The organism is Alicyclobacillus shizuokensis NBRC 103103, assembly GCF_001552255.1.
GTDB lineage: Bacteria > Bacillota > Bacilli > Alicyclobacillales > Alicyclobacillaceae > Alicyclobacillus_G > Alicyclobacillus_G shizuokensis.
Genome location: NZ_BCQV01000041.1, coordinates 1 through 16,162, shown reverse-complemented (window position 1 = coordinate 16,162; position 16,162 = coordinate 1). Strand labels below are relative to the sequence as shown.

Genomic DNA, 16,162 nt, shown 5'->3' with positions numbered 1-16,162 from the left:
CTTGCCTTGATTCTTTTTTCAAGCCTCCACCACGTTTTTCTTTAGAGCCAGCACGCACAACGCCGTGACAAGGGCGCCAATGAGAATGGAGACGCAGTACCAGCCGAGGTTCCCCATCAACGGGAAGACGAACACGCCGCCGTGCGGCGCCGGCAGGGTGGCGCCAAACGTCATCGTCAGCGCCCCGGTCACCGCAGAACCAACCATGATGCTCGGGATGATACGGAATGGATCGTTCGAGGCAAACGGAATCGCTCCCTCGGTGATGAAGCACAGCCCGAGGATGAGCGCCGCCTTGCCGGCGTCCCGCTCCTCGCTGTAGAACTTCCTGCGGTTGACAAAGGTTGCAATCGCCAGGCCGAGCGGCGGCGTCATGCCCGCGGCCATCACGGCTGCCATAATGACCTCCGCCTCATGCGTATGCGTGCCGAGCAGACCGACCGCGAAGAAGTAGGCGACCTTGTTGACCGGACCGCCCATGTCAAACGCCATCATAGCGCCCAGCAACAGGCCCAATCCTATCGATCCGCTCGCGCCAATGTGCGCGAGCCCATTGGTCATGGCCTGCATCAGCCAGGCAATAGGCCGCCCCAGCACGTAAATCATCAGCAGCCCGACGATTCCCACCGACAGCACGGGCAGAATCAAAACCGGTTTGATCCCTTCGAGCGTTCTCGGCAAGCGAATCCAGTCGCGCAGCCACTTGGTCACGTAGCCCGCCAAAAAGCCCGCAATGATGCCGCCCAGGTAACCCGCGCTGGCGTGCGGATCGCCATACATGGCGCCCTGCGTGCCAATCCACCCGCCCACAAGACCGGGAGCAAGACCCGGCCTGTCCGCGATGGACATGGAGATGTAGGCTGCCAAAATCGGGACAAACAGAGCAAATGCCGACCCGCTGCCGATGTTCATAAACGCCTGCGCCAACGGCGCTTTGTTGTCGATGTCAATGGCAAAGGACAGGGCGATGAAGATGCCGCCCGACACCACCAGCGGCAGCATGTGCGAGACGCCGTTCATCAAGTGTTTGTATCCGGCTGGCATTTGTGCTTTGCGCTGCGCCTTTTCCCGCTGCATGCGTTCCAAGTAGTCTCCGGTGGCATCCGTGTCTCCCTTGGCGCCGTAAACCGGTTGCTCGAGGGCGTCGGCTATCAACTGTGCTGGGTTCTTGATGGCGCTGGATACAGAAGTCTCCAGCAACCGCTTTCCTAGGAACCGTTCGAGTTCCACCTTCTTGTCCGCTGCAATGATGACCGCGTCGGCTTGGTCGATGTCTTCCTCGGTCAGCGCCTGTTCGACGCCGGAGGCTCCTTGTGTCTCCACCTTGATCTCGTAACCGGCGGCTTTGGCCGCCTGTTGCAGGGCTTCCTGGGCCATATACGTGTGCGCGATGCCAGTTGGGCATGCAGTCACGGCAACCAATTTTTTCATGCTTCTCACCTCGTTTACGGTTGTGGAAGAGATTCCAGTTCCACCTGCGGGACGACGGCCCGTACGTCTTGCAGAACCGGCCGCATCGATCCGGCCGTCTGTACGGCGGCTGTTCCGGCGGCGGCGGCGAAGCGGACGGTGTCGGCAAGTGAGAATTGATGATGAAGTCCGTAGACGATGCCTGCCACTACCGTGTCTCCGGCGCCGACGCTGGATACCACAGGGACTTTGGGCACGTGCGCCCAGATGCGTTCGCTGCATGTCACCGCCACCAGGCCGCTCTTCCCCATGGATACGGCCACTAAACGGATGCCCTGTTCACACAGCCGGGCGGCGGCTTGAACCACCTCCCTCACGGAGCCCAGTTTGTCGCCAACGTATTCTTCTAACTCAACCAGGTTGGGCTTAATCACGTCGGGCGCGGCGGCAATGCCGTGGCGCAGCGCCTCGCCGCTGGCGTCCAGCACGGTATACAGACCCTTCGCCCGCGCCCATTCAATGCGACCTTGGTACCAGCCTGGATTGGCGCTCTCGGGTAAGTTTCCGCACAGCGCGAGCCACCCGCCGGGTGTCGTCAGCTCGTCCAGATGATCTTCCAGAGACCGCCAGTCGGCGGTGGAGAAGGCGGGGGCAGACGCGTTGAACTCGGTCAACCGCCCGTTCGCCTCTATTACTTTGACGTTGACCCGCGTCGGCGCGTGCGTCCATACAAACGAGGCGGAGATGCCGCTTTCCCGCAGCTCCTGTTCAATCCACGCTCCGCGGCTGCCCCCCAGGAAGCCGGTCGCCACGGTTGGAATGCCAAACGTGTGGAGTGCCTTGGTGACGTTGATGCCCTTGCCGCCCGTATATGGGCGCGGTTGTTGCACGCGGTGCAGGGTGCCGGGCACCAATCGGTCCACCTGCAGGAACAGGTCCATGGCTGGGTTCACGGTCACCGTGACGACCGCGGACTCGCCATCCATTGGGTGTTTGTGTTGCTCGCGTCCATCCGTCGTCTCGGCCTGGAAGGGCGGGGCCGCTTCCATGAACGCGGCCGGATGGATACCGGATGTTTGGGCGAATCGAAAGCTTGGGTGTTCAGTCATCTGTCTCGCTCCTAGCGGTTGCTCTTGGCCACCACGACTTCAACCTTGTGTTCCAGCAACGCCTGCCGCAGGTCTCCGCCTACCTCCGCATCGGTGACAAGGGTGTCGATGGCGTCGATGGGGCAGACCTGCACCAGGCTGATTTGATCAAACTTGCTGTGGTCGGCCACCAGGACGACGCGCCTCGCAGCGCGAATCATCGCCGACTTGGTCGCGGCCTCCGACACGTTGGGGGTGGTTACGCCGTGTTCAGCGTCAATCCCGTTGGCGCCCAAAAACAGGATGTCCACGTGCAGACGGGCCAACATCTGCTCACAAAACGGGCCGACTATCGCGCCCGTGGTAGGACGCAGTTCGCCCCCGAGCAGAAGGACCTGAATGTCCGCCCGATTGGCCAACTCGTCAGCGATGGCAAGGCTGTTGGTGATGAACGTGACGCCGCGGCCGGTAAATTGGCGAGCTATCTGCAAGGTGGTTGTGCCGGCATCCAACAGCACCGTGTCGCCTGTCTGGATGAATGATTGGGCCGCCTTGGCGATAGCGGACTTTGCCACCTGGTTTTGCACACTTTTTTCCTGAATCGACGGTTCAAACGCGGCCACCTCGATGGACACGGCGCCCCCGTGCGTGCGTTTGAGCCGGCCCTGTTCTTCTAAGTCCTGCAGGTCCCGGCGAATTGTCGACTCCGAGGCGGTCAGCTGTTTGGCCAGTTCCGCGACAGAGACGCTGTGCCGCTGTTGCAGCTGCGCCAGAATGAGTGCCTTGCGTTCGTCGGCAAACATGTCGGGTCCTCCTTTCCTCCAGAGTTGCTCAGCCCTCCGTGTCTATCGAGTCTATCCGCGATACGGACGGGAATCGAGTTAATTCAGTCAACGTATCGAAAGAATGTGCGTGATATAACCCATATAGCTGCATGAATTTGATTGAATATAGACGAATATGATTGATTGAGCTCATTATATGGTGTACCATGAAAGCGTGTCAACCAGTGTGTGAAAGCGGATAAGTGAAGCGCGCTGGCCTTGCGGAAGTGTGCTGTGCATGTGGAAAAGGAGAGATGAGAGGTATGCTGGAAAAACAGTTTGTCTTCTTTGACGTTCCCGGCGCTACCCAAGCGGAGGCCGTTCGCTATCTGGTCGAACAAGCAGCACGTTTGCAACGCGTCCGTGACGTGGACACCGTGGTGGCGGCGGTGTTGCAGCGGGAAGCGGAGGGAACCACTGGTTTTGGCCATGGCATTGCCATTCCGCATGGAAAATCGGCAGCCGTCACCGAACCGACACTGATCTACGGTCGAATGGTCCAACCAGTGGATTGGCAGGCAATGGACGGTCAGCCGGTGTCTGTCCTGTTCATGATTTTGGTACCGGAAGCCAGTCACAATGAGCACTTACAGATGCTGGCTCAACTGGCGCGTCGACTGATGCACGCAGACTTCGTGGAAAAGGTGAGCACGATTTCGGATGTCGAGCAACTGTCCGAATACGTGCAGGCCGAATTGGCCTGAGCCCAATCCGAGCGCATCCCTCCCAACCGGGAGGTTGCCCGTCGGGGGTGGGGGCGTCCACCGCGTCCACCCTCGCTGCTCAGTGCGCAGTCTTGTGAAAAACGACCGAGATCAACTGCTCAGTTTTCGGGTTGAACGTGACGTCCACATAAACCCCAAATTCCTTGCCGCCTCCGCGCAACCACAGTTTGAAGCGCTCCACCGCCCGGGTTTCGCTCAGGGTCCTGCGGCCTACGTGCAGGTAATCGACCACCCGTGCGTTCGGGTAGCGGGTGGCCGTCCTATCGACCGCAATCTTTCCCCAACGTGCGTACTCGGGGGTTGTGTCACCGGCTTGCGGCGCGCGGTTGACCGGCACGTGGCGCGTCCCCGCGTCGAGCCAACGTGCATCCGGAACGTGCGAGGTTGTCGCACAGATTGCGGTCAGTTTCAAAGTGGTCGCGAGCGGACAGGCCGTCACCGGAGGAGCGGCGGCAAAGAGGGTGCTGCAGAGCACAGACAGGAGGGCAGGCAACATGGCGCATCACCTCGGCGAGGGTGAGGAATCTTCGGGTGCAACAGGGATATTGTTGCATACAAGGCGGGCGCTTATGCACGCGCGGGGACTGGGTGCGGTGCCGTCTGTTCGGAGTGCAAACGGACTCGCAATATGCCATAATGGGGCGGAGCAAGGAGGGGACAGACATGGCGGAAAGCACGGACCATGTGCAAGTGGCGACTTTTGCCGGCGGCTGTTTCTGGTGCATGGTGAAGCCGTTTGAGGAGCAGCCTGGGATTCTGAAGGTCGTCTCCGGATACACAGGCGGCCATAAGGAGAACCCAACGTATGAAGAAGTCTGTTCCGGGACCACGGGCCACGTCGAGGCGGTCCAGATTACGTTTGATGCGTCGGTGTTCCCGTACGAGAGGCTGCTGGAACTGTACTGGCAACAGATAGATCCGACGGATGACGGCGGGCAATTCGTTGATCGCGGCCCTTCCTACCGCACGGCCATCTTCTACCACAATGAAGAGCAGCGCGAAAAAGCGGAAGCCTCCAAGCAAGCTCTGGCGAAAAGCGGCCGCTTCGACAAACCTATCGTCGTGCCCATCCTGCCCGCCGGCCCGTTCTATGAGGCGGAGGACTATCACCAGGGGTTCTACCGCAAGAACCCGGAACACTACCATCGTTACCGGTCGGCGTCCGGGCGTGACGAATTTCTCGCCAAACACTGGTCATAGGCGGCTGCCCAGTCCGTTCGCCAGCCGGGGGTTACAAGCGGCCATCAAGGATAAAACCCCAATCCTTGCGGACCATCAAGGGACCTGCTCGTAAGTCAGAAGAATGAGGAATTCACAGAACCCATCCGCGGATGGATTGTGGTACGTGTGGGGGACGTCGGCCACGAAGTGGGCTGCGTCCCCCGTTTGCAGATGCAAGGTCTCGCCCAGCACGCTGAGGGCGAGTTCCCCGGCTTGCACCCAGACTGCTTCGCGCACATGGGCACCGTGTCGGTCGGCTTCGTGGCTGGCTAAAGGGGAGAGCCGGGCTTGATAGAGGTCGACCGGATGTCGGGATGGAATGGCCAACCCGCTGCGCACCACGTATTGCCCGTCGTCATCCGCCACCACGGGCTGATCCGCCCGGCGCACCAGGGTCACGGCGGGTTCCTCGACGCCCTGGAGCAACGCCGAAAACGGCACGCGCAGCCCTTTCGCTACCTTCCACAGGGTGACCACCGTCGCGTTGGATTCCCCGCGCTCCATTTGGCCCAGCATCGGTTTGCTGACCCCGCTCTCGGCTGCCAGTTGATCCAATGACCAACCCCGTTGTTTGCGCAGGCGCCGCAGCGCCTGTCCGATATGTGCCGATAACTTCTCCGCTTCCACGTGTACAGAATTCCCTCCGGGCTGATGTTTTTGTATACTATAACATACAAAAAGATGTTATATCATCTCAAAGTTCAAGGGGGCGCCCTGTTTGCATCCGTTGTTTTGGGAAGTGCTGTGCGTGGGACTCGGCACCTATCTGATTCGCGCCGTGTCGCTCAGTTTTGGCAGCCGTCTGGGGTGGCCAGGTTGGCTGAAGCGGGTGATGGCGTTTGTGACGCCGGCCGTGTTGGGCGCGCTCGTCGGCCCGATGCTGTGGCCGACCGCATCATCGGTCGGGCCGTGGCAAAATCCGGCTCTTTGGGCGGCCGTACCGACGGTTCTGGTCGCCTGGTGGACGCGGCAACTGTTGTGGACTGTCGGCGTCGGGGTGGCAGCGTATGCCCTGGCCGGGGTGGTTTCGGGCCGTGTCACGCTCGGATGAGGCGCGACAAGGCGCAGAGCCCGTCGTGTGGGGCCTACACGTTGGACCGAAGGGGGAGTGGCGGTGGCAGAAGTGAGGTATCCAGGCGCGCCCGCGATGGAAGAGGGGAGCACAGACAACAAACCCAAGGTTAATCCCGGTGTCGGTCATGCGGGTATGAACCCATTAGGGGCCGCTGCCTCGGCACCCGGCGTGGCATCCTGCGGATCGGCCGGGGAGGCGGCTGCGGTTGGTGGGGAGGCTGCGGCCGGGGAGGTGCCTGCGGATGGTGGGATGCCGCTGTCCCTGGGACGGCAGGTCGCGGTTGGCCTTCGGGATGGCTCCCCCATCATCTTGGCTTATTTTCCGATTGCGGCCACGTTTGGCGTCGTTTGTTCCACGAGCGGTGTGCCACCCATCTTGGGATTTCTCATTTCAGCTCTGGTCTACGCGGGCGGTGCCCAATTCATGCTGGTCAGCCTGGCTGCTTCCGGTGTTCCGCCATTGCCGGCGGCGGCCAGCGTGCTGCTGGTGAATCTGCGCCACTTCCTGTATGGCGCTGCCTTCGGACCGGCGCTGTCCGCCTGGCCTGAGCGGCTGCGGCTATGGGCCGCTTTTGGGCTCACGGATGAGGTGTTCGCCCTAGCGTCCGGCCGCGTTCGGGCGCATCCGCCGGAGCCAGCCCGCCACTTGTCGCTCACCTTCGCCTGTTACGCGTCTTGGCTTGCCGGGACGGCCGCTGGGCTTGGTGTGGGTGCCCTGATTCCGGAACCGGTGGCTAACATCCTGAGTTTTGCGCTGCCGGCGCTGTTCTTGGCGCTCATCCTGTTGGGGGAACGGACGGTGCCGCATTTCGCGGCAGCGGTCTCCGGCGCCCTGGCTGCCGTCGCATCCGCCCAGGTTCATCTCGCGAGTTTCAGCGTCCTGATAGGAGCGGGTGTCGGCGCGGCTGTCGGTTGCGGCCTGTCCGTCTGGTGGGAGGCACGTGCCCAGACGCCGCTTCCGCCTGCGGGCTCGGACTGATTCCGAACGGACCGGCGAAGCTTTGTGGAACCAAGGGCCTTTTGGGAACATGGTGCCCCGCCCATGGACATCCACCGTCCCCTGGCGGCGTTGGCTTGCGTACCCTGGAGCAAGCACGCGATGGGGGGTGAGCTTATCATGTGCAACAAGCGTGACTGTGAGCGATACGTTGGACAGTGGGTGCAATTTTCTACACCGTACGGCGTCCACCGCGGAATCTTGGAACGGGTGACGCAGCGGCATGCCATCGTCCTGTCGCCTCGTCAATATATCCCGGCCCAATTTGCCACCGAGAGCCTCAAGGCCGATGAGGAGAAGCGCATTGACGCCGTCTTGGCTTCCGGCTACGGGCCATATGGCGGCGGGTATGGCTGGGGCTATCCAGGCGCCTATTGGGGGCGTTGGGCCGTTTCCTTTCTCATCATCTTTACGCTGTTGGGGCTGGGGCTGTGGTGGTAGACACCCGCCTATCGCGAACCCAGCACGCCATGCGAATGGATAAGAGCCGCATCCGCCTGCGGCTCTTGTTGTTTTGGATTTTCCGCGTCAATCTGTCCGGCTAAGACACTCGGTTGCCACGTCGCCCAAACGATGGTAGTCGGGGAATCGGTTGTATCCTGCTGGATCTCCAATTTTGTTCATCAGCCTGACCACCACAGCGTCCAAAGACGGGATTACCAGGAAAAAACCTATTAATTCCGAGAATCTGATAGGATCTGGGGGGAGAGCATGTCAAGCAGTTCGTTGTCTGATTCGCAACATGTTTCGGATATTCTTGCGGGTGAGGCCTTTCAGGTACACTTTTCTGTACAGCTGGATTATCCTTGATTTATGCAAATTACAAGTAGACTTGGTCGTAAGGGGCCATTGGGGGTGGCCTGCATGAGCGCATCTCCGTTTGGCGGTCAGCGGGTGATACCAGCCGCGAAGACCGTGAAGGACTTTGAGCTGCTTCTGTCATCCAAGCGGCATACATACATCATCCTGCTGCAGACGCACCTGGCCCAATTGCCGCCCTTGTTTCGATTGGCGCGCCAACACGACAAGCGGGTTTTGCTGCACGCCGATTTGATTCAGGGCTTGAAACACGACGAGGCGGCGGCGCAGTTTTTGTGTCAGTACATCCGCCCGTACGGCCTGATTTCCACCCATTCGAGCGTACTGACTGTGGCTCGCAAGCATCACTTGACGACCATCCAACGCATGTTCTTGCTGGACTCGCAGTCGCTGGACACCAGTCTGCGTCTGCTGGCGTCGGCGACGCCCAACTTCGTCGAGGTGATTCCCGGTGTCCTGGCCGACGTGATGGCAGAGATCAAGGCCAGGGCGCAGGTGCCCTTGCTGGCTGGCGGCTTCATTCGCACGCGGGACGACGTGGAGCGGGCTCTGGCGGCTGGGGCGGCGGCCGTGACCACGTCGCAGCAGGAGTTGTGGGAGCTGAACTAGGCGCCGGTAAAGGGGGATTTATATGGCGGATCGATACATTCTCGCGATTGACCAAGGGACCACCAGTTCACGCGCGATCTTGTTCAATCACCAGGGACGCATGGTGGGCATGGCCCAGCGCGAGTTGACGCAGCACTTTCCGCACAGCGGTTGGGTTGAACATGACGCGATGGAGATCTGGGCCTCTGTGGAAAGCGTCATCTCCGAGGTGTTGGCGGCTCACGCCGTGTCGGCGGCGCAGATTGCGGCCATCGGCATCACGAATCAGCGGGAGACGACGGTGGTCTGGGACAAGCGCACCGGGCAGCCCATCTACCACGCTATCGTCTGGCAGTCGCGGCAAACGGATGACATCTGCGACGACCTGCGCGCCCAGGGACTCGCATCCACCATCCACGAGAAGACCGGCCTGTTGATTGACGCGTACTTCTCCGGCACCAAGGTGAAATGGATTTTGCAGCACGTGCCTGGGGCGCGGGAGCGGGCGGAGAACGGGGAGCTTCTGTTTGGCACCATCGACACCTGGCTCATCTGGAAGCTGACCGGCGGACAGGCGCACGTGACCGACTACAGCAACGCTTCGCGCACGATGCTGTACAACATCTTTCGACTCGATTGGGACGACGAGCTGCTGGCCATCCTGGACGTGCCGCGCGCGATGCTGCCGGAGGTGAAACCGTCTTCGGCGTGCTTTGGCTACACGGCACCGGCGCTGTTCTTCGGGGAACGGGTGCCGATTGCCGGTGTCGCCGGGGATCAACAAGCGGCGTTGTTCGGGCAGGCCTGCTTTGAGCCGGGAATGGCCAAGAACACGTACGGAACCGGGTGTTTCATGCTGATGCAGACCGGTGGGCAGGCGGTGACTTCCAGTCACGGCCTGTTGACCACCATCGCCTGGGGGCTGGACGGGGGAGTCGAGTACGCCTTGGAAGGGAGCATATTTGTGGCCGGATCGGCCATCCAGTGGCTGCGCGACGGGCTACGCCTGATACGCACGGCGGCCGAAAGCGAGACCTATGCGCAGAGGGTTGCCTCGAGCGGTGGGGTATACGTGGTACCCGCCTTTGTCGGGCTCGGGACGCCGTATTGGGACAGCGACGTGCGCGGCGCGGTGTTCGGGCTCACCCGGGGGACGGAAAAAGAGCACCTGATTCGCGCCACGCTAGAATCGCTCGCCTACCAGACCAAAGACGTGCTGTCCGCCATGGAGGCGGACTCGGGGATTGGGCTCAAGCGGCTGCGCGTGGACGGTGGTGCGGCGGCCAACAACTTCCTGATGCAGTTTCAGGCGGACATCCTCGGTGTCCCGGTAGAACGCCCGCGGGTGATTGAAACCACCGCTCTCGGGGCCGCATACCTGGCCGGCTTGGCGGTCGGGTTTTGGGAGAGCCGGGATGAAATCGCCCGCAACTGGGAAATGGAGAGAGTGTTTGCTGCGCAGATGGATGACGGCGGGCGGACGGCGCTGTATAATGGGTGGCAGAAGGCGGTGCAGGCGGCACGGGCGTTCCGCTGACAAGCGGGGCAACAGACGCTTGACCGCGTTGCGGACAAGTTCACAGCTCGGTTGAGACTTTGGAGAAAACCACGGGCTTTACGCAGCCTGCGTAAGGCGCCGTGGTTTATTGTCTTTGTCGACGTTATGCCTGCAAGGAGTGATACGCCGTGTCAACGCCTTTTTCCGTATCTACCCGATCCGCTCTCTTCACGCAGCTTTCAGACTCTCCGTTCGACGTTCTCATCATCGGCGGAGGCATCACTGGGGCGGGGATTCTGCTCGATGCGACGGCGCGCGGAATGCGGGCCGCCCTGGTCGAAATGCAGGACTTTGCCGCCGGCACCTCCAACCGCTCGACCAAGCTGGTGCACGGCGGGCTGCGCTACCTGAAGCAGCTGGAGGTCGGTCTGGTGGCGGAGGTTGGCCGAGAACGGGCGATTGTCTACGAGAACGGGCCGCACATCACCACCCCGACCTGGATGCTTCTGCCCATCCTCGCGGGCGGGACGTACGGCTGGTGGACGACCTCGTTCGGGATTTTCCTCTACGACCGATTGGCGGGTGTACGGCACGATGAGCGGCGGAAAATGCTGCGCAGAGGCGAGGCGCTGGCCAAGGAGCCGCTGCTGCGGCCGGACGTACGCGGAGCCGGGTATTACGTCGAGTACCAGACGGACGACGCGCGGCTGACGCTGGAAATTCTCAAGGCCGCGGTGGAACGAGGCGGGATTGCGCTCAACTACGCGCGCGCGGAACGGCTTTTGTACGAGGACGGGCGTGTGGTCGGCGCCACGGTTTGCGACGGCTTGACCGGCCGCCGGTACGAGGTGAGGGCGCGCAAGGTGGTCAACGCCGCCGGGCCGTGGGTCGATGAACTCCGCGCGTGGGACGGGTCCAAGTCTGGGAAGACGCTGCACCACACCAAAGGGGTGCACATCGTGGTGGACGGCAGCCGTTTCCCGTTGCAAAACGCGGTCTACTTTGACGTCCCGGACGGGCGGATGGTGTTTGCCATCCCGCGCGCGGGCAAGACGTACGTTGGGACCACCGATACCGACTACGTGGGCGACCTGGCGCGGCCGCGGATGACGATGGAAGACATCGACTACCTCGTCCGTTGCGTGAATTTCATGTTTCCAAGCGTGCACCTGACTTGTGCCGACGTGGAATCCGGGTGGGCCGGGGTGAGACCACTGATTCACGAGGCGGGCAAAAGTCCGTCCGAGATCTCGCGCCGGGATGAGGTATTTGTGTCGCCGTCGGGCCTCATCTCGATTGCCGGCGGCAAGCTGACCGGCTATCGCAAGATGGCCGACAAAGTGGTCAGCCTCGTCGCGCGGGAGTTGGCCAAGGCGGGGGTGGGCCCGTTTCCTGACTGCAGCACGGCGCACATCCCGTATTCCGGCGGGGACGTGGGCGGGTCTGCCCGTTTTCCCGGCTTTGTCGCACGCATGGCGAACGAGGGCGCGCAGCTGGGGCTGGACCGGGATGCGGCGCTGCGGGTGGCGCGGACGTACGGATCGAACACGGATAAGGTGTTTGCCGCGCTGGCCGACACGAGCGGCCAGGCGGAATCGTACGGGCTGCCACGGGACCTGTATGCGCGCCTGGTGTATGGCCTCGAGGCCGAGATGGTGGTCAAGCCGAGCGACTTCTTCGTCCGGCGCACCGGGATGATGTATTTCGACATCGCGGGGGTGCGGCGTTATCGCGACGGGGTGCTGGCCTGCATGGCGGATCGGCTCGGTTGGGACGCCTCCGTGTACGCCGAGATGGAGGCCGAGTTGGCGCAGAGCCTGGAGGACACGACGGTGCCCTTGGGGGTTATGGACAGCTGCGGGTCGGCTAGCTCAAGCCCACATGTTGGATGAGCCGCAGCGAGACGTAGAACACGGCCACGCCGACGATGATGGGAAGAATGGCCTCTGGCCCGCGGTCGCGAATGGCGGGAATCATGTCGGTGGTCGACACGTACAGGAACGTTCCGGTGGCGAGGGCCATCAGGACGGCCACCGATGACGGGCCGAAGGTGCCCATTTGCAGCGTCACGGCGGCGCCGAGGATGGTCGAGAGCGCCAGGCCGAGAGCGGTCAGAAAGGCGCGCTTGCGTGACGTGCCGGCGGCCAGGCTGATGCTGGCCATGCTGAATCCCTCCGGGATTTTGTGCAGAGCGATGGCCAAGAAGATGAGGATGCCGGTGGACAGGCTGATGCTGAACGATCCGGCGATGACGACACCGTCCATGAAGGTGTGGAACAGCAGGCCGACGAACGAGACCAGCGCCGCCTTGGGGTTGATCAGGTGGGCGTCGGCTCCCGTGAGCCCGCCAGGCGCGTGGTTGTGCGTGTGCAGTTGGCGGCCGGCGCCGAACTTTTCTATCAGAAGGAGACTCAGATAGCCGGCAAGAATGCAGACCGGGGCGGTGGACGGCAGCGCGTCCATCGCGTCGGGAAGTCTGTCCAACACCGTTGCCCCCAGTAGAAATCCGGCGCCCAGGCTGGTGACCAACATCGCCTGCTTGTCGGTCAACCGTTTGAACACGGTCAAGGCCCCACCGATGACATCGGCGAACGCCGCGATGACGCAGAGTAGAAAGATAAGCCACATAGACGATTCCTCGCTCCCGATTTATAGAAAACAGTTTTCAACAAAGCGAACCCATCATACCAGGAAGCGTGCCGATGTGTAAACAGGACTTCATGACATATCGAGACTCGGGCGCGACGGGCCATCGGTTGCCAGAACTCACAGACTTCCGGTACTATGTGGGGAATAGGAATCCTTGCAATCGCTGCGCTCGCCGGGGTGCTGAGTTCAAATGGAGACGAGACAGCGGGGAAACAGACAGATTTGTTTGAGAAAGGCGATTTGGGAGAGGAGAGCAAGTCGAATGGAGCGTATCGCCCTGTTGGACACGACGCTGCGGGACGGCACCCAGGCGGAGGGTGTAAGCCTGTCGGTTTCCGACAAGCTGCACATTGCCGCCAAGCTGGATGAACTGGGCATCACGTATATCGAAGGCGGATTTCCGGCGGCAAATCCGAAGGACAACGAATTTTTCACCCGGGCGCGCACGGAGCTCAACCTGAAGAACGCCCGTCTGACCGCGTTCGGCAGTACACGCCGCCCCTCCTCGTCGGCCGATCAGGATGAGGGGCTCAAGGCTCTGCTGGCGTCGGAGGCGCCGGCGTTGACGATAGTGGGGAAAAGCTGGGATTTGCATGTGCGGGAGGCGTTGCAGGTCAGCCTTGAGCAGAACCTGGAGATGATCCGCGACTCGGTCCAGTGGCTCAAACAGCATGGCCGTGAGGTGATCTTCGACGCCGAACACTTCTTTGACGGTTTTCGGGAAAACCCGGAATATGCGTTGCAGGTGCTGCGTACGGCCGAAGCGGCCGGGGCCGACTGGGTGACGCTGTGCGACACCAACGGCGGCAGCCTGCCTGACCACATCCGTACAGCGGTGCGGGCGGTGTCCGACACACTCCGCATCCCGGTCGGGATTCATGCCCACAACGACTGCGAGTTGGCGGTCGCCAACACCCTGGCCGCCATTGAGGCGGGGGCGACCATGGTCCACGGCACCATGAACGGGATTGGCGAGCGCTGCGGCAACGCCAACCTCACGTCCATCATCGCCAACCTGGAACTGAAACTGGACTTGCGCTGTCTTCCCACTCCCCATCATGTGCGACGGCTGACCGAGGTGTCGCGTTTTGTCTCCGAGGTGGCCAACCTCGTCCCGCACGGATATCAGCCGTTCGTCGGCCACAGCGCTTTTGCGCACAAGGGCGGCATCCACGTCAGCGCCATCTTGCGCAATCCGCGCACCTATGAACACATTGAGCCGGAAAAGGTGGGCAACGTCCGGCGGGTACTGGTGTCCGAGTTGGCCGGGGTGTCGAACCTTCTGCACCAGGCCGAGCGGCTCGGACTCAACCTCAAAGAACGCCCGGCCGAGACGCGGCGGCTGTTGGCCGAGATCAAGGAATTGGAGCACCTGGGGTATCAGTTTGAGAGCGCGGAGGCGTCGCAGGAATTGATGCTGCTGCGGGCCTTTGGCGATTTTGAGGACGTGCTGACGGTCCAATCGCTGCGCATCCACGTGACTCAGCAGGCGGGGGTCGACATCGTGGCCGAGGCGGTGCTCAAGCTGTCCGTTTCGGGCGAGGTGGTGCACGCGGTGGCGGAAGGGGACGGACCCGTGAACGCGCTGGACAACGCGCTGCGCAAAGCGCTGCGCCCGTTTTACCCGGCCATCGACGAAATGCACCTGGCGGACTACAAGGTGCGTGTGCTGGACGGCAAGGACGGCACCGCCGCCAAGGTGCGGGTCTTGATTGAATCCACCAACGGCAGCCAGGTTTGGCGCACTGTCGGTGTCTCGCGCAACGTGGTTGAGGCCAGTTGGGAGGCGCTGGCGGACAGCGTCCGCTACTTCCTGTTGTGCGTCAACAAGTCTGGGCCGACGGCCAATGGACTGCTGACCTACTGAGCTGGCGCGGATCCGCTGGAGCGGCCGACGACCAACCGGCCGGGCAGCGGCAGCGACGGGCTCTCCGGCTCTTCGCCCTGAATCAGGTCCAGCAGCATGTCGACCGCTTCTCGGCCTATCTCCGCCTGCTGCTGCTCAATATGGGTAAACTTCATAAACGGATTCGACTGCGGGCTGTCGAAGCAGACCACGGACAGGTCTTCCGGGATTCGCTTGTGCAGTTCGCGGCACAACTCGCAGACGATGCCGGCGAACACGTATTCCGTGGTCAGAACCGCGGTCAATTCCGGGTGCTCCTGCAAATAGCGGCGGATGATCTGGTAGACGTCTGGCTCCTGCGGACAGTTGATGCCACCGCCCGTGGGCAGGGAGGACAGGTTGAGCGTGTGGTCATAGGGGATGCGATGGTCTTCCAGGGCCGCCAGATACCCGACAAACCGGTCTTCCAGGGTCGCGGTCGCGGTCACTCCCGGGGAGATGAAGCCTATCTTTCGGTGCCCAAGCTCTATCAGATGCTTTGTCAGGTCGTAGGCGGCGGCTCGGTTGTCGGTGCTGACGTACGGGATGGGGATTTTGTCCAGATGCTTGTCGACCAGCACCAGCGGAAATTGGCGCAGGTGCAGGGAGAGCAGTTCGTCGCTGTAGTACTCCGCGTATACTGGATTGACCAAGAGCCCTCTGGCCCCTGCCTGGACAGCCCGGCGAATCGCCACCTCTTCAGCCGCCTGCGATTGATGGGTAAAGCTGACCAGCATCGACCAACCGCGTTCCTCGGCGCGGGCAATTGCACTGGTCAATATGCCCAAGCCAAAATCGTCCGATACGGCGGGACAGATGAAGCCAAGGAGACCGCCCGGCCCGGACTGTCCTGGCGCGGCGCCGGCCGTGCAAACATTCGATGGCACCGCTTCCGTGGCCGCCGTCTCGGCCACGAACGAGCCTTTTCCCGGAAACCGCTGAATCAACCCCTCTTTCGCCAGGCGCTGCAGCGCCCGGTGCGCGGTGATGCGGCTGACCTGAAGGTGCTCGCTCAACTCTTGTTCGGTCGGCAGCTGTTGGCCGGGCAGCAACTCGCGCGAGGAAATCCGCTCGCGAATGAAGTCGTAGACTCGGCGTTGCAGGGGAGTCTCAGGTTTCATTTCGGTCCCTCTTCCTATGAATTTTCGGCAGGGCGCCCTGTCCATGCATGTACATTTGATACAATAAAGCTTTCTCCCTACGAATTCAATTCTTCCTCTTCCAGTTCCACGCAAGAAAAAGAATCACAGGTTCTACAAGTGGCATAGAGAATTGAAACGCCAACTTGGCGTCGTCGCCGGTCCTCTGCGGATTCGTTTGCAAAAGATTTGTGCCTAAGGTATTGATACATGAGTATATAAAAGATATAATTGATATTAATATA

15 protein-coding genes and 1 pseudogene are annotated in these 16,162 nt (G+C 61.6%); 9 read left to right on the top strand and 7 right to left on the bottom strand.

Annotation, left to right across the window (positions count from 1 at the left end):
• Window positions 1–18: 18 nt before the first annotated feature.
• The 3 genes from ASH01S_RS14420 to ASH01S_RS14410 are packed head-to-tail and all read right to left on the bottom strand — an operon-like array spanning window position 19 to window position 3,301.
• Window positions 19–1,431: a PTS fructose transporter subunit IIC gene (locus ASH01S_RS14420; RefSeq protein ID WP_067929153.1), complete on the bottom strand. Its 1,413-nt coding sequence runs from the start codon at window positions 1,429–1,431 to the stop codon at window positions 19–21.
• Between the two features lie 14 nt (window positions 1,432–1,445).
• The gene (gene pfkB, locus ASH01S_RS14415; RefSeq protein WP_067929152.1) at window positions 1,446–2,519 is read right to left on the bottom strand and encodes a 1-phosphofructokinase; all 1,074 of its coding nucleotides are present in this window, start codon (window positions 2,517–2,519) and stop codon (window positions 1,446–1,448) included.
• 11 nt (window positions 2,520–2,530) lie between these two features.
• The gene (locus ASH01S_RS14410) at window positions 2,531–3,301 is read right to left on the bottom strand and encodes a DeoR/GlpR family DNA-binding transcription regulator (RefSeq protein ID WP_067929151.1); all 771 of its coding nucleotides are present in this window, start codon (window positions 3,299–3,301) and stop codon (window positions 2,531–2,533) included.
• 284 nt (window positions 3,302–3,585) lie between these two features.
• Between ASH01S_RS14410 and ASH01S_RS14405 the strand changes: the two genes are divergently transcribed.
• The gene (locus ASH01S_RS14405) at window positions 3,586–4,026 is read left to right on the top strand and encodes a PTS sugar transporter subunit IIA (protein ID WP_067929150.1); all 441 of its coding nucleotides are present in this window, start codon (window positions 3,586–3,588) and stop codon (window positions 4,024–4,026) included.
• Between the two features lie 79 nt (window positions 4,027–4,105).
• Here the strand turns inward: ASH01S_RS14405 and ASH01S_RS14400 are convergent, their stop codons facing one another.
• Window positions 4,106–4,543 (bottom strand): YqzG/YhdC family protein, encoded by a 438-nt coding sequence (locus ASH01S_RS14400; RefSeq protein WP_067929149.1) that lies wholly within the window; start codon window positions 4,541–4,543, stop codon window positions 4,106–4,108.
• A gap of 167 nt (window positions 4,544–4,710) precedes the next feature.
• On the opposite strand from ASH01S_RS14400, the pseudogene msrA reads away from it, so the two are divergent.
• Window positions 4,711–5,244, top strand: a pseudogene (gene msrA / locus ASH01S_RS14395) (peptide-methionine (S)-S-oxide reductase MsrA); the annotation flags it as partial.
• 78 nt (window positions 5,245–5,322) lie between these two features.
• Here msrA and ASH01S_RS19535 read toward each other — a convergent pair.
• The gene (locus ASH01S_RS19535; RefSeq protein ID WP_067929147.1) at window positions 5,323–5,895 is read right to left on the bottom strand and encodes a helix-turn-helix domain-containing protein; all 573 of its coding nucleotides are present in this window, start codon (window positions 5,893–5,895) and stop codon (window positions 5,323–5,325) included.
• 91 nt (window positions 5,896–5,986) lie between these two features.
• On the opposite strand from ASH01S_RS19535, the gene ASH01S_RS14385 reads away from it, so the two are divergent.
• The 6 genes from ASH01S_RS14385 to ASH01S_RS14360 all read left to right on the top strand — a co-directional run bounded on the left by ASH01S_RS14385 (window position 5,987) and on the right by ASH01S_RS14360 (window position 12,136).
• Window positions 5,987–6,319 carry an AzlD domain-containing protein gene (locus ASH01S_RS14385; protein ID WP_067929146.1) on the top strand — a complete coding sequence of 111 codons (333 nt, stop codon included), beginning with the start codon at window positions 5,987–5,989 and terminating at the stop codon, window positions 6,317–6,319.
• A gap of 63 nt (window positions 6,320–6,382) precedes the next feature.
• A complete protein-coding gene (locus ASH01S_RS14380; protein ID WP_067929145.1) occupies window positions 6,383–7,321 on the top strand; it encodes an AzlC family ABC transporter permease in 939 nt (312 codons plus the stop codon).
• Window positions 7,322–7,459: 138 nt separating this feature from the next.
• Window positions 7,460–7,780 carry a hypothetical protein gene (locus tag ASH01S_RS14375; protein WP_067929144.1) on the top strand — a complete coding sequence of 107 codons (321 nt, stop codon included), beginning with the start codon at window positions 7,460–7,462 and terminating at the stop codon, window positions 7,778–7,780.
• A gap of 423 nt (window positions 7,781–8,203) precedes the next feature.
• The gene (locus ASH01S_RS14370) at window positions 8,204–8,767 is read left to right on the top strand and encodes a glycerol-3-phosphate responsive antiterminator (protein WP_067929143.1); all 564 of its coding nucleotides are present in this window, start codon (window positions 8,204–8,206) and stop codon (window positions 8,765–8,767) included.
• Window positions 8,768–8,789: 22 nt separating this feature from the next.
• Window positions 8,790–10,283 carry a glycerol kinase GlpK gene (gene glpK, locus ASH01S_RS14365; protein WP_067929142.1) on the top strand — a complete coding sequence of 498 codons (1,494 nt, stop codon included), beginning with the start codon at window positions 8,790–8,792 and terminating at the stop codon, window positions 10,281–10,283.
• Window positions 10,284–10,432: 149 nt separating this feature from the next.
• Complete coding sequence (locus tag ASH01S_RS14360) at window positions 10,433–12,136, top strand: glycerol-3-phosphate dehydrogenase/oxidase (protein ID WP_067929141.1); 1,704 nt, start codon at window positions 10,433–10,435, stop codon at window positions 12,134–12,136.
• On the opposite strand, the gene ASH01S_RS14355 is transcribed toward ASH01S_RS14360, so the two are convergent.
• Entirely contained in the window at window positions 12,111–12,872 is a 762-nt protein-coding gene (locus ASH01S_RS14355) for a ZIP family metal transporter (protein ID WP_067929140.1), read from the bottom strand. The genes ASH01S_RS14360 and ASH01S_RS14355 overlap by 26 nt on opposite strands.
• A gap of 283 nt (window positions 12,873–13,155) precedes the next feature.
• On the opposite strand from ASH01S_RS14355, the gene cimA reads away from it, so the two are divergent.
• Window positions 13,156–14,760 (top strand): citramalate synthase, encoded by a 1,605-nt coding sequence (gene cimA, locus ASH01S_RS14350; protein WP_067929139.1) that lies wholly within the window; start codon window positions 13,156–13,158, stop codon window positions 14,758–14,760.
• Here cimA and ASH01S_RS14345 read toward each other — a convergent pair.
• On the bottom strand, window positions 14,754–15,899 hold the full coding sequence (locus tag ASH01S_RS14345; RefSeq protein ID WP_067929138.1) for a GntR family transcriptional regulator: 1,146 nt from the start codon (window positions 15,897–15,899) through the stop codon (window positions 14,754–14,756). The genes cimA and ASH01S_RS14345 overlap by 7 nt on opposite strands.
• Between the last annotated feature and the right edge of the window lie 263 nt (window positions 15,900–16,162).